General features: G+C 66.5%; 15 protein-coding genes. 14 read left to right on the top strand and 1 reads right to left on the bottom strand.

Annotation, left to right across the window (positions count from 1 at the left end; translation table 11 throughout):
• Nucleotides 1–25: 25 nt before the first annotated feature.
• From EXE63_RS02620 to EXE63_RS02575, 11 genes are all read left to right on the top strand, one after another.
• Nucleotides 26–1,243: a PPE family protein gene (locus tag EXE63_RS02620; protein WP_168140657.1), complete on the top strand. Its 1,218-nt coding sequence runs from the start codon at nucleotides 26–28 to the stop codon at nucleotides 1,241–1,243.
• Between the two features lie 85 nt (nucleotides 1,244–1,328).
• Nucleotides 1,329–1,640 (top strand): WXG100 family type VII secretion target, encoded by a 312-nt coding sequence (locus tag EXE63_RS02615; RefSeq protein ID WP_168140656.1) that lies wholly within the window; start codon nucleotides 1,329–1,331, stop codon nucleotides 1,638–1,640.
• 48 nt (nucleotides 1,641–1,688) lie between these two features.
• Entirely contained in the window at nucleotides 1,689–1,979 is a 291-nt protein-coding gene (locus EXE63_RS02610) for a WXG100 family type VII secretion target (protein WP_168140655.1), read from the top strand.
• A 137-nt stretch (nucleotides 1,980–2,116) separates the two neighbouring features.
• Nucleotides 2,117–3,007 carry an ESX secretion-associated protein EspG gene (locus EXE63_RS02605; RefSeq protein WP_168140654.1) on the top strand — a complete coding sequence of 297 codons (891 nt, stop codon included), beginning with the start codon at nucleotides 2,117–2,119 and terminating at the stop codon, nucleotides 3,005–3,007.
• 735 nt (nucleotides 3,008–3,742) lie between these two features.
• On the top strand, nucleotides 3,743–4,822 hold the full coding sequence (locus EXE63_RS02600; protein WP_234904154.1) for a MinD/ParA family ATP-binding protein: 1,080 nt from the start codon (nucleotides 3,743–3,745) through the stop codon (nucleotides 4,820–4,822).
• On the top strand, nucleotides 4,819–6,333 hold the full coding sequence (gene eccD / locus EXE63_RS02595) for a type VII secretion integral membrane protein EccD (protein WP_168140653.1): 1,515 nt from the start codon (nucleotides 4,819–4,821) through the stop codon (nucleotides 6,331–6,333). Before EXE63_RS02600 ends, eccD begins: the two co-directional genes overlap by 4 nt.
• Nucleotides 6,330–7,772 carry a type VII secretion-associated serine protease mycosin gene (gene mycP / locus EXE63_RS02590; RefSeq protein ID WP_168140652.1) on the top strand — a complete coding sequence of 481 codons (1,443 nt, stop codon included), beginning with the start codon at nucleotides 6,330–6,332 and terminating at the stop codon, nucleotides 7,770–7,772. Before eccD ends, mycP begins: the two co-directional genes overlap by 4 nt.
• On the top strand, nucleotides 7,769–9,466 hold the full coding sequence (eccE, locus tag EXE63_RS02585; protein WP_168140651.1) for a type VII secretion protein EccE: 1,698 nt from the start codon (nucleotides 7,769–7,771) through the stop codon (nucleotides 9,464–9,466). The genes mycP and eccE overlap by 4 nt, the downstream gene beginning before the upstream one ends.
• Entirely contained in the window at nucleotides 9,463–11,262 is a 1,800-nt protein-coding gene (locus EXE63_RS02580; RefSeq protein ID WP_366515276.1) for an AAA family ATPase, read from the top strand. The genes eccE and EXE63_RS02580 overlap by 4 nt, the downstream gene beginning before the upstream one ends.
• Nucleotides 11,262–11,501, top strand: a complete 240-nt coding sequence (locus EXE63_RS32760) for a hypothetical protein (protein WP_234904153.1) — start codon at nucleotides 11,262–11,264, stop codon at nucleotides 11,499–11,501. The genes EXE63_RS02580 and EXE63_RS32760 overlap by 1 nt, the downstream gene beginning before the upstream one ends.
• A 73-nt stretch (nucleotides 11,502–11,574) precedes the next feature.
• The gene (locus EXE63_RS02575) at nucleotides 11,575–12,132 is read left to right on the top strand and encodes an Imm61 family immunity protein (protein ID WP_234904152.1); all 558 of its coding nucleotides are present in this window, start codon (nucleotides 11,575–11,577) and stop codon (nucleotides 12,130–12,132) included.
• Nucleotides 12,133–12,196: 64 nt separating this feature from the next.
• Here EXE63_RS02575 and EXE63_RS02570 read toward each other — a convergent pair whose 3' ends face one another.
• Nucleotides 12,197–12,574 (bottom strand): hypothetical protein, encoded by a 378-nt coding sequence (locus EXE63_RS02570; protein WP_168140648.1) that lies wholly within the window; start codon nucleotides 12,572–12,574, stop codon nucleotides 12,197–12,199.
• A gap of 309 nt (nucleotides 12,575–12,883) precedes the next feature.
• Between EXE63_RS02570 and EXE63_RS02565 the strand changes: the two genes are divergently transcribed.
• The 3 genes from EXE63_RS02565 to EXE63_RS02555 all read left to right on the top strand — a co-directional run bounded on the left by EXE63_RS02565 (nucleotide 12,884) and on the right by EXE63_RS02555 (nucleotide 15,752).
• The gene (locus EXE63_RS02565; protein WP_168140647.1) at nucleotides 12,884–13,363 is read left to right on the top strand and encodes a hypothetical protein; all 480 of its coding nucleotides are present in this window, start codon (nucleotides 12,884–12,886) and stop codon (nucleotides 13,361–13,363) included.
• A gap of 45 nt (nucleotides 13,364–13,408) precedes the next feature.
• On the top strand, nucleotides 13,409–14,227 hold the full coding sequence (locus EXE63_RS02560; protein WP_168140646.1) for a hypothetical protein: 819 nt from the start codon (nucleotides 13,409–13,411) through the stop codon (nucleotides 14,225–14,227).
• Nucleotides 14,228–14,315: 88 nt separating this feature from the next.
• Nucleotides 14,316–15,752: a type IV secretory system conjugative DNA transfer family protein gene (locus tag EXE63_RS02555; RefSeq protein ID WP_234904151.1), complete on the top strand. Its 1,437-nt coding sequence runs from the start codon at nucleotides 14,316–14,318 to the stop codon at nucleotides 15,750–15,752.
• The last annotated feature ends 15 nt before the right edge of the window (nucleotides 15,753–15,767 follow it).

Here is a 15,767-nt window from a genome sequence, read left to right as displayed (position 1 = left end):
GATCACGGGGAATTAAGGCCACACGATGCCTGAATGGGGTGCGGAGCCACCAGAGCTCAACAGTGCGGGCTTTTGGTTCGGACCTGGCTCGTCCAGCTTCGTGGCTGCCGCGGAGAATCTGGTCGCCGTGGCTGCGGGGCTGATCGCCAACCTGGGAGGTCAGGAAGCGATCAACTCGGCCCTGGCCATGTCGTGGCCTGACCCGACCGGTCAGCTCGCGGTGCTGTCGAAGGTGCCGTTGATGCTCTGGCAGGCCGCTGCGGCAGGTCAGATCGAAGCCCAAGCAGCCGTCATCCACGAGGTGGCCCTGGCGTTCGAGACCCTCAAGGCTGCCACCCCTACGCCGGGGGAAATCGGGGAGAACCAGGTGGAGCACGGCACGCTCCAAGCGAACAACTTCCTGGGCATGCTCACCCCCGCGATCGGTGTCAATCGGGCGAATTACGGCCGGATGTGGGTGACTGCGGCGTCGAACAAGTACGAGTACGCCGCGGCGTCCATGCCGATCCAGGCCCTGCCCCCGTTGCCGCCTCCACCCCCGGCTACCGCCACCGGCGGCGCCACACCGTCGATGCCTGCACCGCAAGAGAAGGCATCAGACCTGCTTGGTGGCGGCGGCGAAGGGGCGATGAACGCGTTCATGGGTCCGCTGGGGCAGATCGGCGGCATGGCCGGCCAGCTGGGGCAGGGAGGACCGCTCAGTAGCTTGTCCCAGTTCCCTCAGCAGGCCATGCAGCCGTTGATGTCGCTTCTGCAAGGGGGCATGGGCGGCAATCCCGCCGATGCGCTGGCGTCGGCCACCACCGCGGACTGGCTCACGGCCACCCCCGCGGCTGGCGGGCCGGTGGCGGCCAACCTCGTCGGTGGAGGAGGCGCCGGTGGTGGCGGCGGCGGGCTCGGCGGCGGCATCGGCGCTCTGCGTGGACCGGCCAGCTTTGGCTCCTCGCCGGCAATCAACGCGGCGTCCTCCACGCCCGAGTCCGCGTTGTCGCGCGTCAACGAAGCACGCTTGGCTTCCGGCGCTCAAGTCAGCGGCGCCGGGATGGGCAGCAGCGGAGCCATGATGGGTCCGATGGGGCACGCCGCCGCTGGGGACCAGAACAAAGAGGAAGCCAAGCGCAAGAACACACCGCTGACTTCGCTGGCGGCCCTCTACCGGGCACCCGCGGCGGTTCCGGTGATCACCGGGGGCGGGGGGGCGGTCTTCCGACCGGGGGAGGGGGTCGGCGAGCGAACAACGTGACACCGACGTCCACACCCAATGCGGAACATCCGCACACCTGGGCTCATAACAGTTTCACCAAATCCCTTATTTGAAAGGACATTCCATGACTGGACCCATCCATGGCGACATTGAGGCCATCGGCCGCGACGCCGGCAGCCTGCAGGAGATCTCCGATCAGCAGGCCGCCATCATGAAGTCGCTCGGCAGCACGTTGGAGGGGCTCGCCCCGGCGCTGCGAGGTGGAGCAGGCACGGCGATGCAGAACGTCGGCGAGCAGCTACAACACCAGGGTCAGCAGTTCGCTACCGCCTTCGCCGACCACTCGCACAAGATGGGCAACAACGCCCAGATCCTGTCCAGCGCCGACGAGCATGGCAGCGCGATGATCAGCGGTGTCGGCAACCTGATCGTTTAAGCGCTCGCACTTCCACCCCACAATCCTCAGGTCACCGAAAGGACCCTCATGTCAGACGGAGTCATTCACTACAACACCGCTGCGATCGCGGATGCGGCTCAGCAGATCGGCCAAGCCGCAAGTCAGACCGAATCCAACCACCAGCATTCCCTGCAGACGGTGAACGCCAACGCCGACAACTTCGGCGGTAGGGGCTCGGACGCGTTCCAGGAGGTCATCACCTCGCTCAACCAGAAGTACGACCAGAGCAAGCAGACCATCGAGAAGGCCGGCATGGTGCTGATGCAGGCCAATGACGGCATGACCGACGCTGACGGTAAGTCGGCAGCGCAGTACTGAGCTGCGCTGCTGAACCGAGCTAACTCTGCGGCCCGGCGAAGGGCTGGACGCGCCGACAACGGCGTGGACCAGCCTGACGCCGGGCCGCTGTGGCGAAAAAGAGACTGTCTAATACCCGAGCAGAGGCTGGCCCACCCGTGACCCGACCACCGTCGTTCATCAAGCGCCCCCCGCCGCCCGTTCCCGGGCCTCGGGCCATCACCGCGATCGACACCACGCGCGAGGGCGCCTGGCTGCTGCAAGCGCTGTGCGGCATCGAGTTGTTGCCCCCGGCGATGCTGCTGCGGCCTTACGTGTCCGCCAGCGGCCGACCCACCGGCCATCCTGGAATTGAGGTTCTGCGTGAAGCGGGCGCCATCCTCGACGAGGACACTGTGCACCCGACGGTGGCGCGCTGGCTTGAAACTCTCTCTTCCCCCGATATTGCGCTCACCGTGGACGTGAAGCGCCCCGGTGTGGAGTTCATGCGGATGGTGATCGCCCGCCGCGGCAAGTCCCACGCTGCCATTTCGCGCAGCGGTCCCGAGGTGGCCGAAGACGTCACCATCGAGGAGGTGGCTACCGTGCCGTCTCTTCGCGCGCTGTTCGAACGGATCATGGTGCTCTGCGACCGGGGGCGAGGCCCGGTCGAGCCGGCGTCGCTGCCGCCGGTGACGGTGCGCACCGCCGACCTGGTCGACAGCTTCGCCAAGATCGTCGTCGGCGACCACACCCCGGCTGCTGCGCTGGCCGCACTCAACCTCAACACTGACCAACGTCGCATTCTGACCTTGGCGGCCGATCAGCCGCTGATGGAGGTCAGCTTTGCGTTGACCATCCATGATTCCCGCGGAGAGCACGTCGCGATGGCGTCGGCGGCGGTCACCGACACCGCTGAGGGTCGCATCGTCACCGGCCCGATCCTCGGTGAGGACCGTACGTGGTGGACCCAGATCGTCCCGGGCACTCCGGACGCGGGCGGGAACGCCTTGCGGGCTTTGGTGGCCACCGTGGGCACCACCTGGGAGGGACACTCCCGATCCAAATAAAAACACAATTCATGTGTTCACGTACTGCGTCGATTGCCGCAGTTGTGTTATTTTCAGTGTAGGGATTGTTGGGGGAGTCGGGCTCAGCCTCGACACGATGTTTGGGAGAACAGATGAGCGAGAGCAACAAAGAGAACGACTTCTACGACCAGTACGTCGGCGACGGATCGACCCCGCCTCCACCGCCACCGCGCAGCGACGGTGCCGAGGATCCAACTGTGGCCGTATCGCCGTTCGACCCGCCCGACGGGCCGCGCGAGGGTGCCCCCGTGGCCCCACGATCACCCGAACCACAGTCCTACGTACCAGCTCAGTCTTCAGCGGAACCCGTTGTGCCCCTTGACGCCGAAGGACACACACAGGTCGTCAGTCGTGAGCAGATGCGCCGCGACATGGAGGCCTTGCGCAACGTCGAGCCACCGTCGTCGCGCAACGCCGAGCAACCGTCTGGGGGGCAGGCGTCGGAGGCCACGACGAGCTACTACGGCGCCGCCGCTCCCCGGCCACGGCAGGGGGGCGCTCAGGACCCCGAGGGTGGACGCCACACCGCGCCGCCACCCCGAACGTTCAACAATCCGCCGCCCCCGCCCCCGCCGCCGTCTTACGGCGGGCCACCGCGCCAAGAAGGGCCGTTTGGCGGCCCCAGGCCGGGATGCTGCGCCAGCCCGGACCCCACCCGCAGCTCCGCCCGGCTACGGTCCGTCAGCTGCCGACGAGGCTCGCCACGGTGCGCGCGTGGAGAACGACCCGTTCGCCTCGGTCGGTGCGATGCGCGCCCAGATTCACGAGGGCCAGATCGCCGGACCGTACAAGCCGGTGCCCGAAACCGGTTGGCGGCACGGCCTATACGCGGTCACCCGGATCAACGTCGGCTTGTCGAAGAAGGAAGCGCATTGGAACGATCTGCGCCGTCGGCTCAAGGTCAACTTGCGGGGCAAGTACGTCATCGCCGTGATGCAGTCCAAGGGCGGGGTCAACAAGACCAGCACCACGGTGCTACTGGGCGCGGCGCTGGCGAAGTACCGCGACGAGAAGATCGTGGCGATCGACGCCAACCCGGCCAACGGCAACTTGGCACGCCGTATCGACGAGCCGTCCACCATGTCGTGGCGCGGACTCAACAGCGACCAAAACTTGCGTGATTACAGCGATTTTCGCGAATATCTCGGCAAGGACAATCATTCGGGTCTGGAAGTACTGGGCAGCGACAAGGGCCGCAAACCGATGACCGGAGCCGATCTGATCACGGCGTGGTCCAAATTGCAGGTCCAGTACCCCATCGCCATCGTCGACTGCGGCAACCAGCTTGACGACGACCTCACCCATGCGCTGCTCGAGCACGTCCGGGTCGACTCGATCGTCGTGCCGTCCACAACGCGCCTCGACGGAGCCCAGGGCGCGGCCGACACCTTGAACTGGCTGTTGGAGAGCGGCTATCCGCATCTGGTGCGCGAGGCGGTCGTGATCGTCAGCAACATCAACAAGGTCAACGCCAGCGCGCAAGTCAAGCAACTGCACGCCGACTTCGAGCGCACGGTGCGGTCGGTACACACGATCGACTTCGATCCGCATCTCAGTGATGCGGTCCCCATCGAGTTTGACCGGTTGCAGCCCGAAACCGCGTTGCATTACATCGAAGCCGCCGCGTCGTTGGCCGACGGATTTGCCCGCGCCACCGACCGCGATCCCGCCGCACGCCAGCAACGTGTCATCGGGCCGCCGGCGGGACAGCCACCGCGCCCGCCCACACAAGGCGGCGGCTACCCCGGTTCGTGGGGTGAGCCCAACAACGGCCAATGGGGTACGCGGCAGTGAGCGCGGTATCGGAGCGCACCGGCATTCGGCCGGCCGCGCAGGTGCGGCTACGGGAGCAGGTCCGTGTGGCGGTGCTGTTCGGAGATCGGCAGACCGATCTGGTCCTGCCAGCCACCGAAGCGGTGGCCACGGTGGTCAACGAGGTGCTGGCCCAGGTGGCGAGTGCCGGCGACGAGGTCCGCAGCCCGGACGAAAACGACCTGATCACCCCCGGCACGGTGTCGCTCAAGCGGGTCGGTGGCGCTGTCTTGACTCGCGGTCAATCGTTGCGCGAACAAGGCATCACCGACGGCAGCCTGTTGATCTTGGAGGTCGACGACGCCGAGGTGTCCTTCACCGAAGTGATCGAGAACGCCTCCTCGGCCATTGCCCACTTCAACGCTCAACGCTTCAAATCGGTCACCGCCCGCACGGCACTGACCGTGGCCTCGGTGACTGCCGCGACCGCGGCAGTAATCGTGTCCGGGCTGTTGTTCTGGGTGTGGATCCTCGAACAGCGTGCCGGTGCCTATTGGCCGCTGGTCCCCCCGGCGGCAGCCGCGGGGCTGGCGGTGGTGCTGCTGTTCGGTGGCGCCGCGGCGTGGTGGCGCCAGCATGTGGCAGTCATGGCCTACGGCCTGTGGGCGGGAGCGTTGACCGCGATCGCAGTGGCGGGCTACACCGCCGTGCCCGGACCGGCGGGGGCGTGGCACGTCGTCCTCGCGGCGACGCTGACCATGGTGGCTGCGATCGCCTTGTGGGCACTGTCCCCGGCACCGGCTGCGGTGCTGGCCTGGCTGACGTTGGTGTGCCTGGGTGCGGCGCTGCTGGGCGTCCTGCACGCGATCGGTATCGAGATGCACTACCTGTGGGTTGGCGCCTTGGTCGTGGCCTTGATTCTGCTCAAGAAGGTCGAGTCGCTGTCGGGTCTGCTCGCCCGGGTTCCGATGCCGAACTTTCCGACGGTGACCGGCAAGTTGGTCTTCGACGACGCCGAGGGCATCGCGACCGAAGCGTTGGTGGCCGCCGAAACCGAAGGCACCCCCAGCACGAAGGATCTGTATCGAGCTTCTGAGGCGGCCAACGGCTATCTCCAGTCCATCGTCGCGGCGGTGGCGCCCTTCTTCGTCCTCGGCGCCGCGGGAGTAGTCATCCCCGGGCAAGGGCGCTGGATCTTGGGCACAGTGTTCGTGCTCGGCATCGCCACGATCCTCGTCCTGGGCGGGCGCGCCCTGGACGACCGCGCTGCGGCGGTCACCGTCGTGGGCACCGCACTGGCTATGACGGCCGCCCTCGGCCTCAAATATGCTCTGTCGAGCGACAATCCGACGGTCAGCCTGATCATCGGCGGGATCATCATCGCCGTGGGACTGTCGGCGCTGGCAATCGCGGCCATCGTGCCGCAGCGGCCGTTTTCCGCACCGTTCCGCAAGTTGCTGGAATGGTTCGAGTACCTCTTGTTGTTCCTGGTGTTTCCGGTCACCGTATGGCTACTCAACCTGTACTTCTTGGCCCGGACGGCGCTGTCATGACCGGGCCGTCGTGGAGCCGGAGAGCGTTGTGCGCTGCCGCGATCAGCTCGTTGGTGATGATCATCCCGGTCAGCTCGGGTGTTGCCGGGGCCATCCCACCCCCGGTAATCGATCCGGGTGCGGTCCCCGACCCGCTGCCGTTGGGACCGGAATTGCCGCTGCGTCAAGAACATGTGTGCACTCCCTCGGGCCTGATGCCCGACACCGATCTGGGGGCGCCCACCGCGTCACAAGCGTTCATGGACATTCCCGCCCTATGGCAATCCGCAGGGCGGGGGGCCGGTCAGACGATCGCGATGGTCGACACCGGGGTCAACGTCTCACCGCGGCTACCTCACGTCCATGGAGGCGGCGATTACGTGGACGAAGCGGCAAATGGGTTGCAGGACTGCGATGCTCACGGCACTGTGGTCGCCAGCATCCTTGGCGCACAACCGAGCCAAACCGACGGTCTGGTGGGCGTGGTCCCCGACGCCGACATCATTTCCATCCGCCAGTCCTCAGAAGCATGGGTGCCGGTGAACCCGTCCTCGGCCGACGTCGAAGCCGACCGGCGTGCCGGAACGGTCTCCTCGCTGGCCAAAGCCGTTGTCCTGGCCGCCAATACGGGCGCCAAAGTAATGAACATCTCCATCGTCAGCTGCATCCCGGTCCTCAAACCCGTTGACCAGACCACCCTGGGGGCGGCCATTCGCTACGCCGCGGTGGACAAGGACATGGTCGTCGTCGCCGCCGGTGGCAACCTGGGCGGTGCCGGGTGCGCGCAGAATCCCGACATCGACGCCACCAGCGCCAAAGACCCCCGGAACTGGAACGGCGTGGTGACCATATCCACCCCGGCGTGGTTCTCCGACTACGTGCTCTCGGTGAGCGCAACCGACGGCAGCGGCCAGCCCGCCGTAGACACCAACAACCGCGAGATCAGTCTGTCCGGGCCCTGGATCGGGGCCGCCGCCCCCGGGGTGTTCATCGAGGGTCTTGACGACAAAGGCGGGGTGATGAACGCGACCTTCGATGCACGCGCCGGAGTGCTGCGGCCCATCAACGGCACCTCGTTCGCCGCGCCGTACGTCAGCGGTCTCGCCGCGCTGATCCGCTCGAAGTACCCCAACCTGACTGCTGCGCAGGTGATCCGCCGCATCGAGGCAACCGCCCACTCACCGGCGGCCTCCCCGCAGGACGTCGCCGGGGGCGCGGTGGTGGACAACCGCATGGGGTACGGGGCCATCGACCCGGTGGCCGCGCTCAACTATGACGTGCCACTGGGTCCGGCTCAACCGGTCGAACATCTCACCCGGCCCCTGCACCCACCGCCACCGCCACCGCCACCCGACCATCGGCCGATGATCGTCGCCCTTGTTGGCGCCGGCACGGCAGTCGGGGTACTCGTCACGCTGTTCTTCATTGCCACAGTCACTCGGAAACGGCGGCAGGCATGACACTGATTGAGTTGACCAACCCGACGGCCCACGCGGAGACCGCGCCGCAGGGCACGCCGGGGGAGCGATTGCCACGCTGGCAATTCCGGCTGCCGCTACGCCGGGCAGTCATCGCCGAAGTCACCGCGGCGCTGGTCGTGGCGCCGTTCGTCTCGCGGTTGCCCTGGTGGGCGCTGATCCCGATCGCAGCCCTGGTGTTCCTCGTCGTAGGCCTGATGTATCGCGGCGCGACCGGCTGGACGTGGCTCACCCGCGCATGGCGGGTGCGACGAGCTCGCCGCAGCGACAAGACCCGGCGCGCGCGGGCCGGTGTTCCCACCCCGTTCGAGGCCGAATTACCCGGAGTGGGCCCCGGGGGTCTGATGTGGGACGGCGAGTACGCGATCACCATGATCGCGCTGCACGGACGGCAGTACGCACCCACGGTGCTGGTCTCCGACGGAGCGGAGTCGATCGACACCGTGCCGCTCAGTGTGTGCGGGGCGCTGCTCGAGCAGTTCGGCGGCCTGGAACTGCACTCCATCGACACCATCAGCAGTGGCACACGTACCGCCCAGGACGGCCAGTTCACCGGCCGCTACGAGGAAACCGTCGCCGACCGGGCAGCAGTCGGTGAGCGTTTCACCTGGCTGGTGCTGCGACTGCGGCCGACCGCATGCCTGGACGCCATGCTCTACCGCCACAGCGTCGGCGAAGCCATCGCAGCGGCCACCGAACGAATCCGCCAAGCCGCGGTCCGCGCCGGATGCCGCGCGGTCACCTGCAGCACCGAGCAGATCCGCCAGGCCATGACCAGCCTGGCGGCCGGTCACGACCTGGCCGACTACCAAGAACGATGGAACGATCTACGCATCGGCGACGACTACGTGACTCCCTACCGGATGTCTGGAGCCGACTTGAGCACTCGGATGCTCAACGACGTATGGACCATCCGCGCCACGAAAGCCGTTGTGCTGGTGCGTATGACACGACACTCCGAGACTGGGGAACTGATGATCGGGGCGCTGGTGCGCGTACACACGCCGACGCATCTGACTCATCCACCGTTGTCGACGCTGCAAACCGTGCCCGGCCAGGCGTTCGACGCCCTGGCGGCCACCCTGCCGTTGGGTGATCGCTCGGTGACCGTGCCGCTGTCGATGCGTCCACTCAAGAGTGCACCGCTTCCCGTCCAGGTCGGGCCCACCGGCTTCCTGCACGGCATGGCCGAACTGTCCGGCGTTCCGCTGCTGCTGAACTGGACCGACCCACTTAAATTCGTACGCGTGGCCATCGCCGCGGATCTCGACGTCGTGGAAGCCTTGGTGCTACGCGCTACCTCCGCCGGGGCGACCGCCGAGATCCACACCGGACGCCCCGCCCCGTGGCAGCCGATCTGCGACAACATTCGCATCAGCATGGCCCGCAATCAGGAACGCTCCATGGCGGCCACGCTGATCGTGGCCGACGGTCCTCAACCCCAGCAGGTCTTACGCGAGAGCGGAGAGCGCGGTCATGCGTTGGTCTCTGTGATGCTGCCCGACGAAGCGCTACCCGAGGACGCCGACATCCGCATTCGACAAGTCGGCCCCAATCACATCGCCGTGGAGACCCCCGCACGGCCGAGGCCCATGACGCTGGGAATCATCCGACCACGCAACGAAGCTCACACTCTGTCCCACCTCCTCCAACCGTCCAGGAGCACACGACGATGAGTCAGCGCAGCACAGACGCCCTGCGAGCGGGCATGAAGACCCTGCGAACCAACCCGAAGCGCGCTCTGGAGGTCTTGAAGCTGGCCACCGACGACGATCCTGGCATGGCCGACGCGTGGCTCGGTCGCATGGCTGCGGGTGACCGCGCGGCGGCCACGGTCGCCCGACTCGCCGACGCGCGCGAGCGGCTTGGCATGGACTTGCGCACCTCTGGAGCTGACGTGCGCGTGGCCGATTTGGACGTCACCTTCGAGGTGGAGTATCTGCGCTGGCGGATCGAGGACGCCATCACCGCCCAATTGGCCTACGTCGGAATTCTGCTGGCCGACAACAAGTTCGCCGAGGCCAACACGCGGCTGGCCGGGCTGGGCACCGATGGCAAGGTCCAGTACACGCGCGGTGTGCTGATGCAGATGACCGAACGGTGGCCCGATGTGCTGGCCAGTGTCGCGGGACGAGACGGGTGGTTCGCCGATGCACTCTTGAGCCGGGCAGGTGCACTGCTGGAAGCCAAGGCTGCTGCGCACCTGGGGATGTGGGACCGGGCTGCGGCAGCGGTGGACGTCGCCTGCGACAACACCTATGGCCCCGACCTGATCACCCGTGACGCCACCTTTCAGCGAGCGCTGATTGCCCGAGCACAGGGTGACGAAGACACCGCGCGGCAGATTCTTGGCGACGTCGCCATGCGCTGGCCCGATTTCGAGCTGGCGCGAAAGGCGATATCGGATCCCACGTTCGGAATCAAGGTCGTCGACAACGCCACCATCGACACGCGCGTCGACCCGTGGGACCCGACGACTGGGCGCACCCCGGAACAACGTCAAGGCGATCAGCATGCCTCCGACGCCCGCCAGGATCTCGCCGAGGCCGAGGCCACCCTCAAAGCGATGATCGGCCTTGACGAGGTCAAGCAGCAGGTGCGCTCACTCAAGGCCACCACGGTGGCCCGAATCCTGCGGGAACGCAAGGGCCACGCCAGCTCGGCGGTCACCAACCATCTGCTGATGATGGGCCCTCCTGGAGTTGGAAAGACCGAGGTCGCCCGCGTCATCGCGAGGACGTTCTGCGGGTTGGGGATCCTGCCCGACCGCGACGTGCTCGAAACCAGCAAGGAAGCGCTGGCCGGGCAGTTCGTGGGCTCCGTAGAAACCCAGACGCGCGAATTCCTCGCCGGAGCCATCGGAAAGACCGTCTTCTTCGACGAGTTCGGTGAACTCTTGCACGGAGGGTATGCCGGCGGCGACCCGATCGGCCAGGCCATTGTCGCCGCCATCGTCCCGTGGATGGAGAACAACAGGGACAAGGCCGTGTTCATCGCCGCGGGCTATCCGCGAGGATGTCAGAAGGTGATCGACTCCAACGCGGGCCTGCAAGGTCGCTTCGCCACCACCATCCAGTTCAGCTCCTACCCGCCAGACAAACTCATCGCCATCGCACACGCAATCTTGGCCCGCGACAGCAGCATCGTAGAGCCGGGCGCTATGGAATCGGTTCTGCTGCAACCCTTCACACGGTTCTACAACCAGACCAAGGTCAACGCGGACGGGGACACCGTTCGGGCCATCGACGAGCTCAACAATGGCCGATTCGTGCGCAACATCCTGGAGAAGGCTCAAATCGTGCGCGACGTCCGCGTCTTGGACAGCTTGGGACTCGACGACCTGGACCTCAGCGACACCACCCTGGGAGACTCCATCTCCGAAGACGACCTCCTCCTGATCACCCGAGAAGACCTGTACAACGGGCTCGAGCAGGCGACGCCACCGGCTTTCCGCACCAGCGTGACCCGCTGATGGAACATGCACCAGCGAAGCCGCAGCCAGAGCGGGAGCCGGGGCAGGTCGTGACCAACGACGACGGCACCATCCTGCTCGTGGACTACGGACCTGATGATTGGCGCGAGGATTGGGCGCCGAGAGGGCTCGACGAACTGCGGGCGAAAATGCTCCGCGACACCTCGCCGAGCCGGGCGGCCGTGGTCGACGCCGAGATGGGCAGGCGCTCCCGCCTCGCTGCCGAGGCCGCGACATGACCGCAACACCCCGACATTCCCGCACCAGCGCTTTGGCGTAACCGTACCGACGCTGCTGGCCCACAATGCAGGTGTGCCGGCACCACCCCCACTGAGCGAGGCCTGCCAACGTTGGGCTCAGGCCGCCAACTACAGCCTGATCACCTCCGACAGCGGCGAGATGATGCTGCGGTCCGCGGCCGCCCATCAGAGCAGATACTTCATCCGCAGGCGCGGCGCCGACCGCCTCGAATTGACCGAGTCCGACCCGGAGACCGGCGGTGAGCGCCCGCTCCTGTTCGTCGCCGACGTGGCAGTTCTGGAACGCCATCTGCTCGCCGTGATGGCCGATGAGATACGTGACGACGGGGGATTGCCGTTCTTGGAGCTGCCGACGTCGCGCCGATGGCTGGCCCCCGGCTACAGCCTCGGGGAGATGTCGGGCGGATACCGCACGTTGAGCCGTGTGGACGCCGGTCCGGTCGCCGCGGCTCCTGATGCGATCCTCAGCGTCGCCGCACTGGTGCCGCTGTCGCAGTTCCTCCGGTGGAGCGTGTCTGACCTCACGTCAGCGTTCCTCGACGAGGGCGGCGCCCCGCTCCTGGATGCGGGCGGCTACGCCACACCGCGGGCCAAGGGAACCGCCCGCTGACAACAAGGAAGCCCCCTCGGAGAAGGGGGCTTTCCGTTTGACGGCCGGCGCGGTAATCCGCGAGTCAGCGACTGATGCCGATGCCGGCGTCCTGGCCAGCTTGGACAGGTTGCCGGTCACGTTGGGTGTGGAGGTAGTTGCGCAGCCAGGTCTGCTGGTCTTCGGAGAGTGCGCTGACTTCCTCGTCGGTGTGGATGCTGTCTGCGCCACAGCTGTTGGCGCGCCCGTCCAGGGCAAGTCCCTCTTGAAGAAAGAAGCGCGCGGCGACCACTTCAGGCTTGCTGGCCGATGGGTCGAGCAGAGTGGTCGCGGCGCTGTCGATCGCCGAGCGCGCGTACTGAGTACGACGGTGTTCGTCACCGTGCTCAGCGGCTTCGCGGGCGGCGATTATCTCGCGGCGGGCTTCGTCGAGAGCGTCACGGGCTGTGGGGTCGGTACTCATGTCAGCCTCCTAATAACTCAATACGTGCACACTAACACGTTTACGTCTTGCTGCACCTGCCTTTGTCTGCAAAGCTGTGGACATGGGACAAACGCGTACCACTGGCGATCGGGGCATGGGCAGCGTCCGTCTCGGCGCGGCCGTCCAGTGGTTGCCGCCTTGCCCGACAGGGTCTCCGCGCCGGGTCGTGCGTGCCCACACCGCTGCCCGCGACGCAGTGGAGGGCATCGCGCCGACCTTCCCGGCGAGACAAGGACGTGAACAGGTTCGGCTTCGCGGTGTCGGCGCACCAGGCGGGACGGTGTCGCCGTGAGCGCAGAAATAAGCACCCCCGAGCGGGGCTCATGGCTACAGACACTGCGCAGCAGACGTCCGCATCAAGTGATCCGCTGCGAACGCGGCGACTACCTGCATCGCTGGTTTCTGGTTCCCCAAAACCGTTGGGTGAACGTCTATTTGCATCGCTTCATCGGCTCAGATGACCCACCGGCGCTTCACAATCATCCGTGGCGATTTCTTAGCCTCGTCCTGTCGGGTGCTTACTTCGACGTCACCGAGCGCGGCGCACAGTGGCGCGGTCCGGGCAGCCTGGCCTACCGGTCGGCCTATCACCGTCACCGTGTGGAACTGCTGCGGGACGACGCGGGCCGCGAACGGCCCTGTCTGAGTGTCGTCATCACCGGTGCGCACCAACAGGGTTGGGGGTTCTTCTGCCCGCGACCAGACGGACGTTGGCGCTTCATCCCGTGGAGAGACTTCACCGCAGGTGGCTGCGGTGAGCCTGACTAACCATTTGCGACCGCCCTGCGGTCGTCAGAGTTCAAAGGACATCCAATGACCGCGCTCACCGCCCCAATCGACTTAGACCGAGCCGTCTTCCGCTTCACCGTGCCGCTGTCGGGCGAGGAACTTCTCACGCTGACCGGCGTCGGTGCGAGCGGGCGCACGCGCCGCGACGCCAGTGGGTGGGCGCTGGTCGACGCCCGCGGCCGTGTGTGGGGCTGGCACCCGGTCGACACCGACGACCGGGACTGGCGTGACGCACCGTCAGCGTTGGCGGCGTTCATCATCGAGCCGCACATTCGGTCACGCCTCGTCGACGACGGGTTCCACGTGGTCGCAGACGAGGGCGGCGCCCTGTTTCACACGCTGCTCACCTCTGACCCCTGGACCGGGTTGCCGCCACGACCGAGCGGACCGAATCCCAGACCCGACGGGCCAATCCTCCCGCACTGGGGAAACCTGCTCGACGCGGTGCTGGACGCAGTGTCCACATCTGGCGGCGAACTCGAGGTGGTCGGCGCCGTGGACGAGCTGCCGCGGTTCCGAATGTTCCGGCGGCCTGCGGTCTTCGAACCCTTCGCGATGCGGCGATGGCTGGCCAGCGACGACGCTCCTGCGGCCCTCACAGCGATGCGGGTCGCTGCCGGGTGGGTGGCCGGTCCAGCCACCGTCACCGAAGCCGTCAGGCTTCTCGACCCTTCGGGCTGTACTGCCCGCCCGGGTGCGCGGCACATGGTCGCCGCGCACCTTTCCGACGGCGACTGGTCGATCGGCACGTGCCGGGCGTGCTGGCACCCCATGCTCGTGCACGAACGCCTCGACGCTGCTGGTCCTTCCACGGTGTGGGCGATGTTCGGGGATCTGCGGTGAGTACCTCGCGTCGACAGCGGCTGCCGATTCCTCGAGCGCGCGAGGTGTCCTGCACGCCGAGCCATCGGCACACATGGAAGGACCAGCCATGAGCTTCGTACCGCCAGAGACGCCGTACTGCGGTTTCATGCGTCGTGTGGTGAAAGGCCGTGAGCGGCTGTTCGTTCCGCGCACCGCGCCGCATTGTCTGATCACCGCACCCACAGAATCCGGTAAGTCACGCCGGTTGTTGGCTCCGGCGAGTGCGTTGTGGGGCGGTCCGGTCGTGCAGGTGTCGTCCAAGGACGACGTCATGCAGCTGACCATGGAACGCCGTTTCGGCCCCATGGCGCTGATCGACTTTCGACCGATCGCCGATCCGGTCTACCCGCTCGGTGTCGAGCCGATGGCGTACGACCCCACCACCACCATCGAGACCCCGTACGAGGCCTTGACCGTAGCCGAGACCATCATGCAGATGGCCACCGTCGGGATGGGCTCTGGCGCCGATCAAGTGTCTGACGGTGGGGTGTGGGAGTCCCAAGCCGCCGGTCCACTGGCGGCGTTCCTGTATGCGGCGTCCCCCCGTGGCAACGGGATGGGGATGGAGTGGGTACTCAAAGCAGTCGACAATCTCGAAGTGACCGAAGAGGCAGCGCGCCAACCAAGTTGGGTCCAGGCAGCCGCCTTGTGCAGCGCCTATGAGGTGTTGGCGATCGGCATGACCAGAATTTTGGGAATGGAACCGCGGCAGCGCGACTCGGTGGCCATCACGATGCGCAAGGCGATCACCCCGTGGTTGCGGACCTCGTTGATGATGGCGGGCGGGGCCGATGTCATCAGGGTGTTCGACGCGTCGTTCCTCGATGATCCCAGCGCCACTCTGTTTGTGCTCGCACCGGCTGACGGCACGGTGGCCGGGGCTGCGGTGACCTTGATCGACTCACTGATTCGGCGCTGGCGTGCGAAGACGTCGCGGTGCGAACAGATGCATCGCCTGCTCCTGGCGATCGACGAATTGCCCAACACCGCACCCCTTCCCGGCCTTCGCCGCATCGTCGGGGAGGGCCGCGGTCTGGGAATCAACCTGCTCGCCGTCGTCCAAGCCTCAGAGCAGAACGACACCGTCTACGGGCAGACCTACGCTCAAGAGCTTCGTGCGATCTTCCCGGCGAACATCATCATGTACGGCGCGCACGAAGAGTCGTTGCTCGCGCCAGCCGAGGACTGGTCAGGCCTGACGTTCCGGCGCACCGAAAGCTATGGGCAGGCCGACGGACACAAGTCGCTCAGCTCCGATTTCGGACCCGTCCTGCGATGGCAGGAGCTGCTGCCGCCTGACCGTGAACATGCACGCCTTCTCCTTCGCGGAGGACTCGGGCACTGCGTCGAGATCCCGGACTGGACACGCTTCAAGGCCTACTACGACCAGGCCAGCCGGGCAATGGTGGCCCGCGCCGGCTACCCGCAGCTGACCCAGGCAAGCCCACCAACCCTGCCAGATTCGACACGCACCAGCTGGCGCCGGCGCCTGCTCGGCACTTGACCATAAGCGAGGGAC

The sequence above is a fragment of the Mycolicibacterium frederiksbergense genome (assembly GCF_012223425.1).
Classification (GTDB): domain Bacteria; phylum Actinomycetota; class Actinomycetes; order Mycobacteriales; family Mycobacteriaceae; genus Mycobacterium; species Mycobacterium frederiksbergense.
The sequence above is the reverse complement of the archived record's forward strand: the minus strand, read 5'-3'. Positions and strand labels throughout refer to the sequence as shown.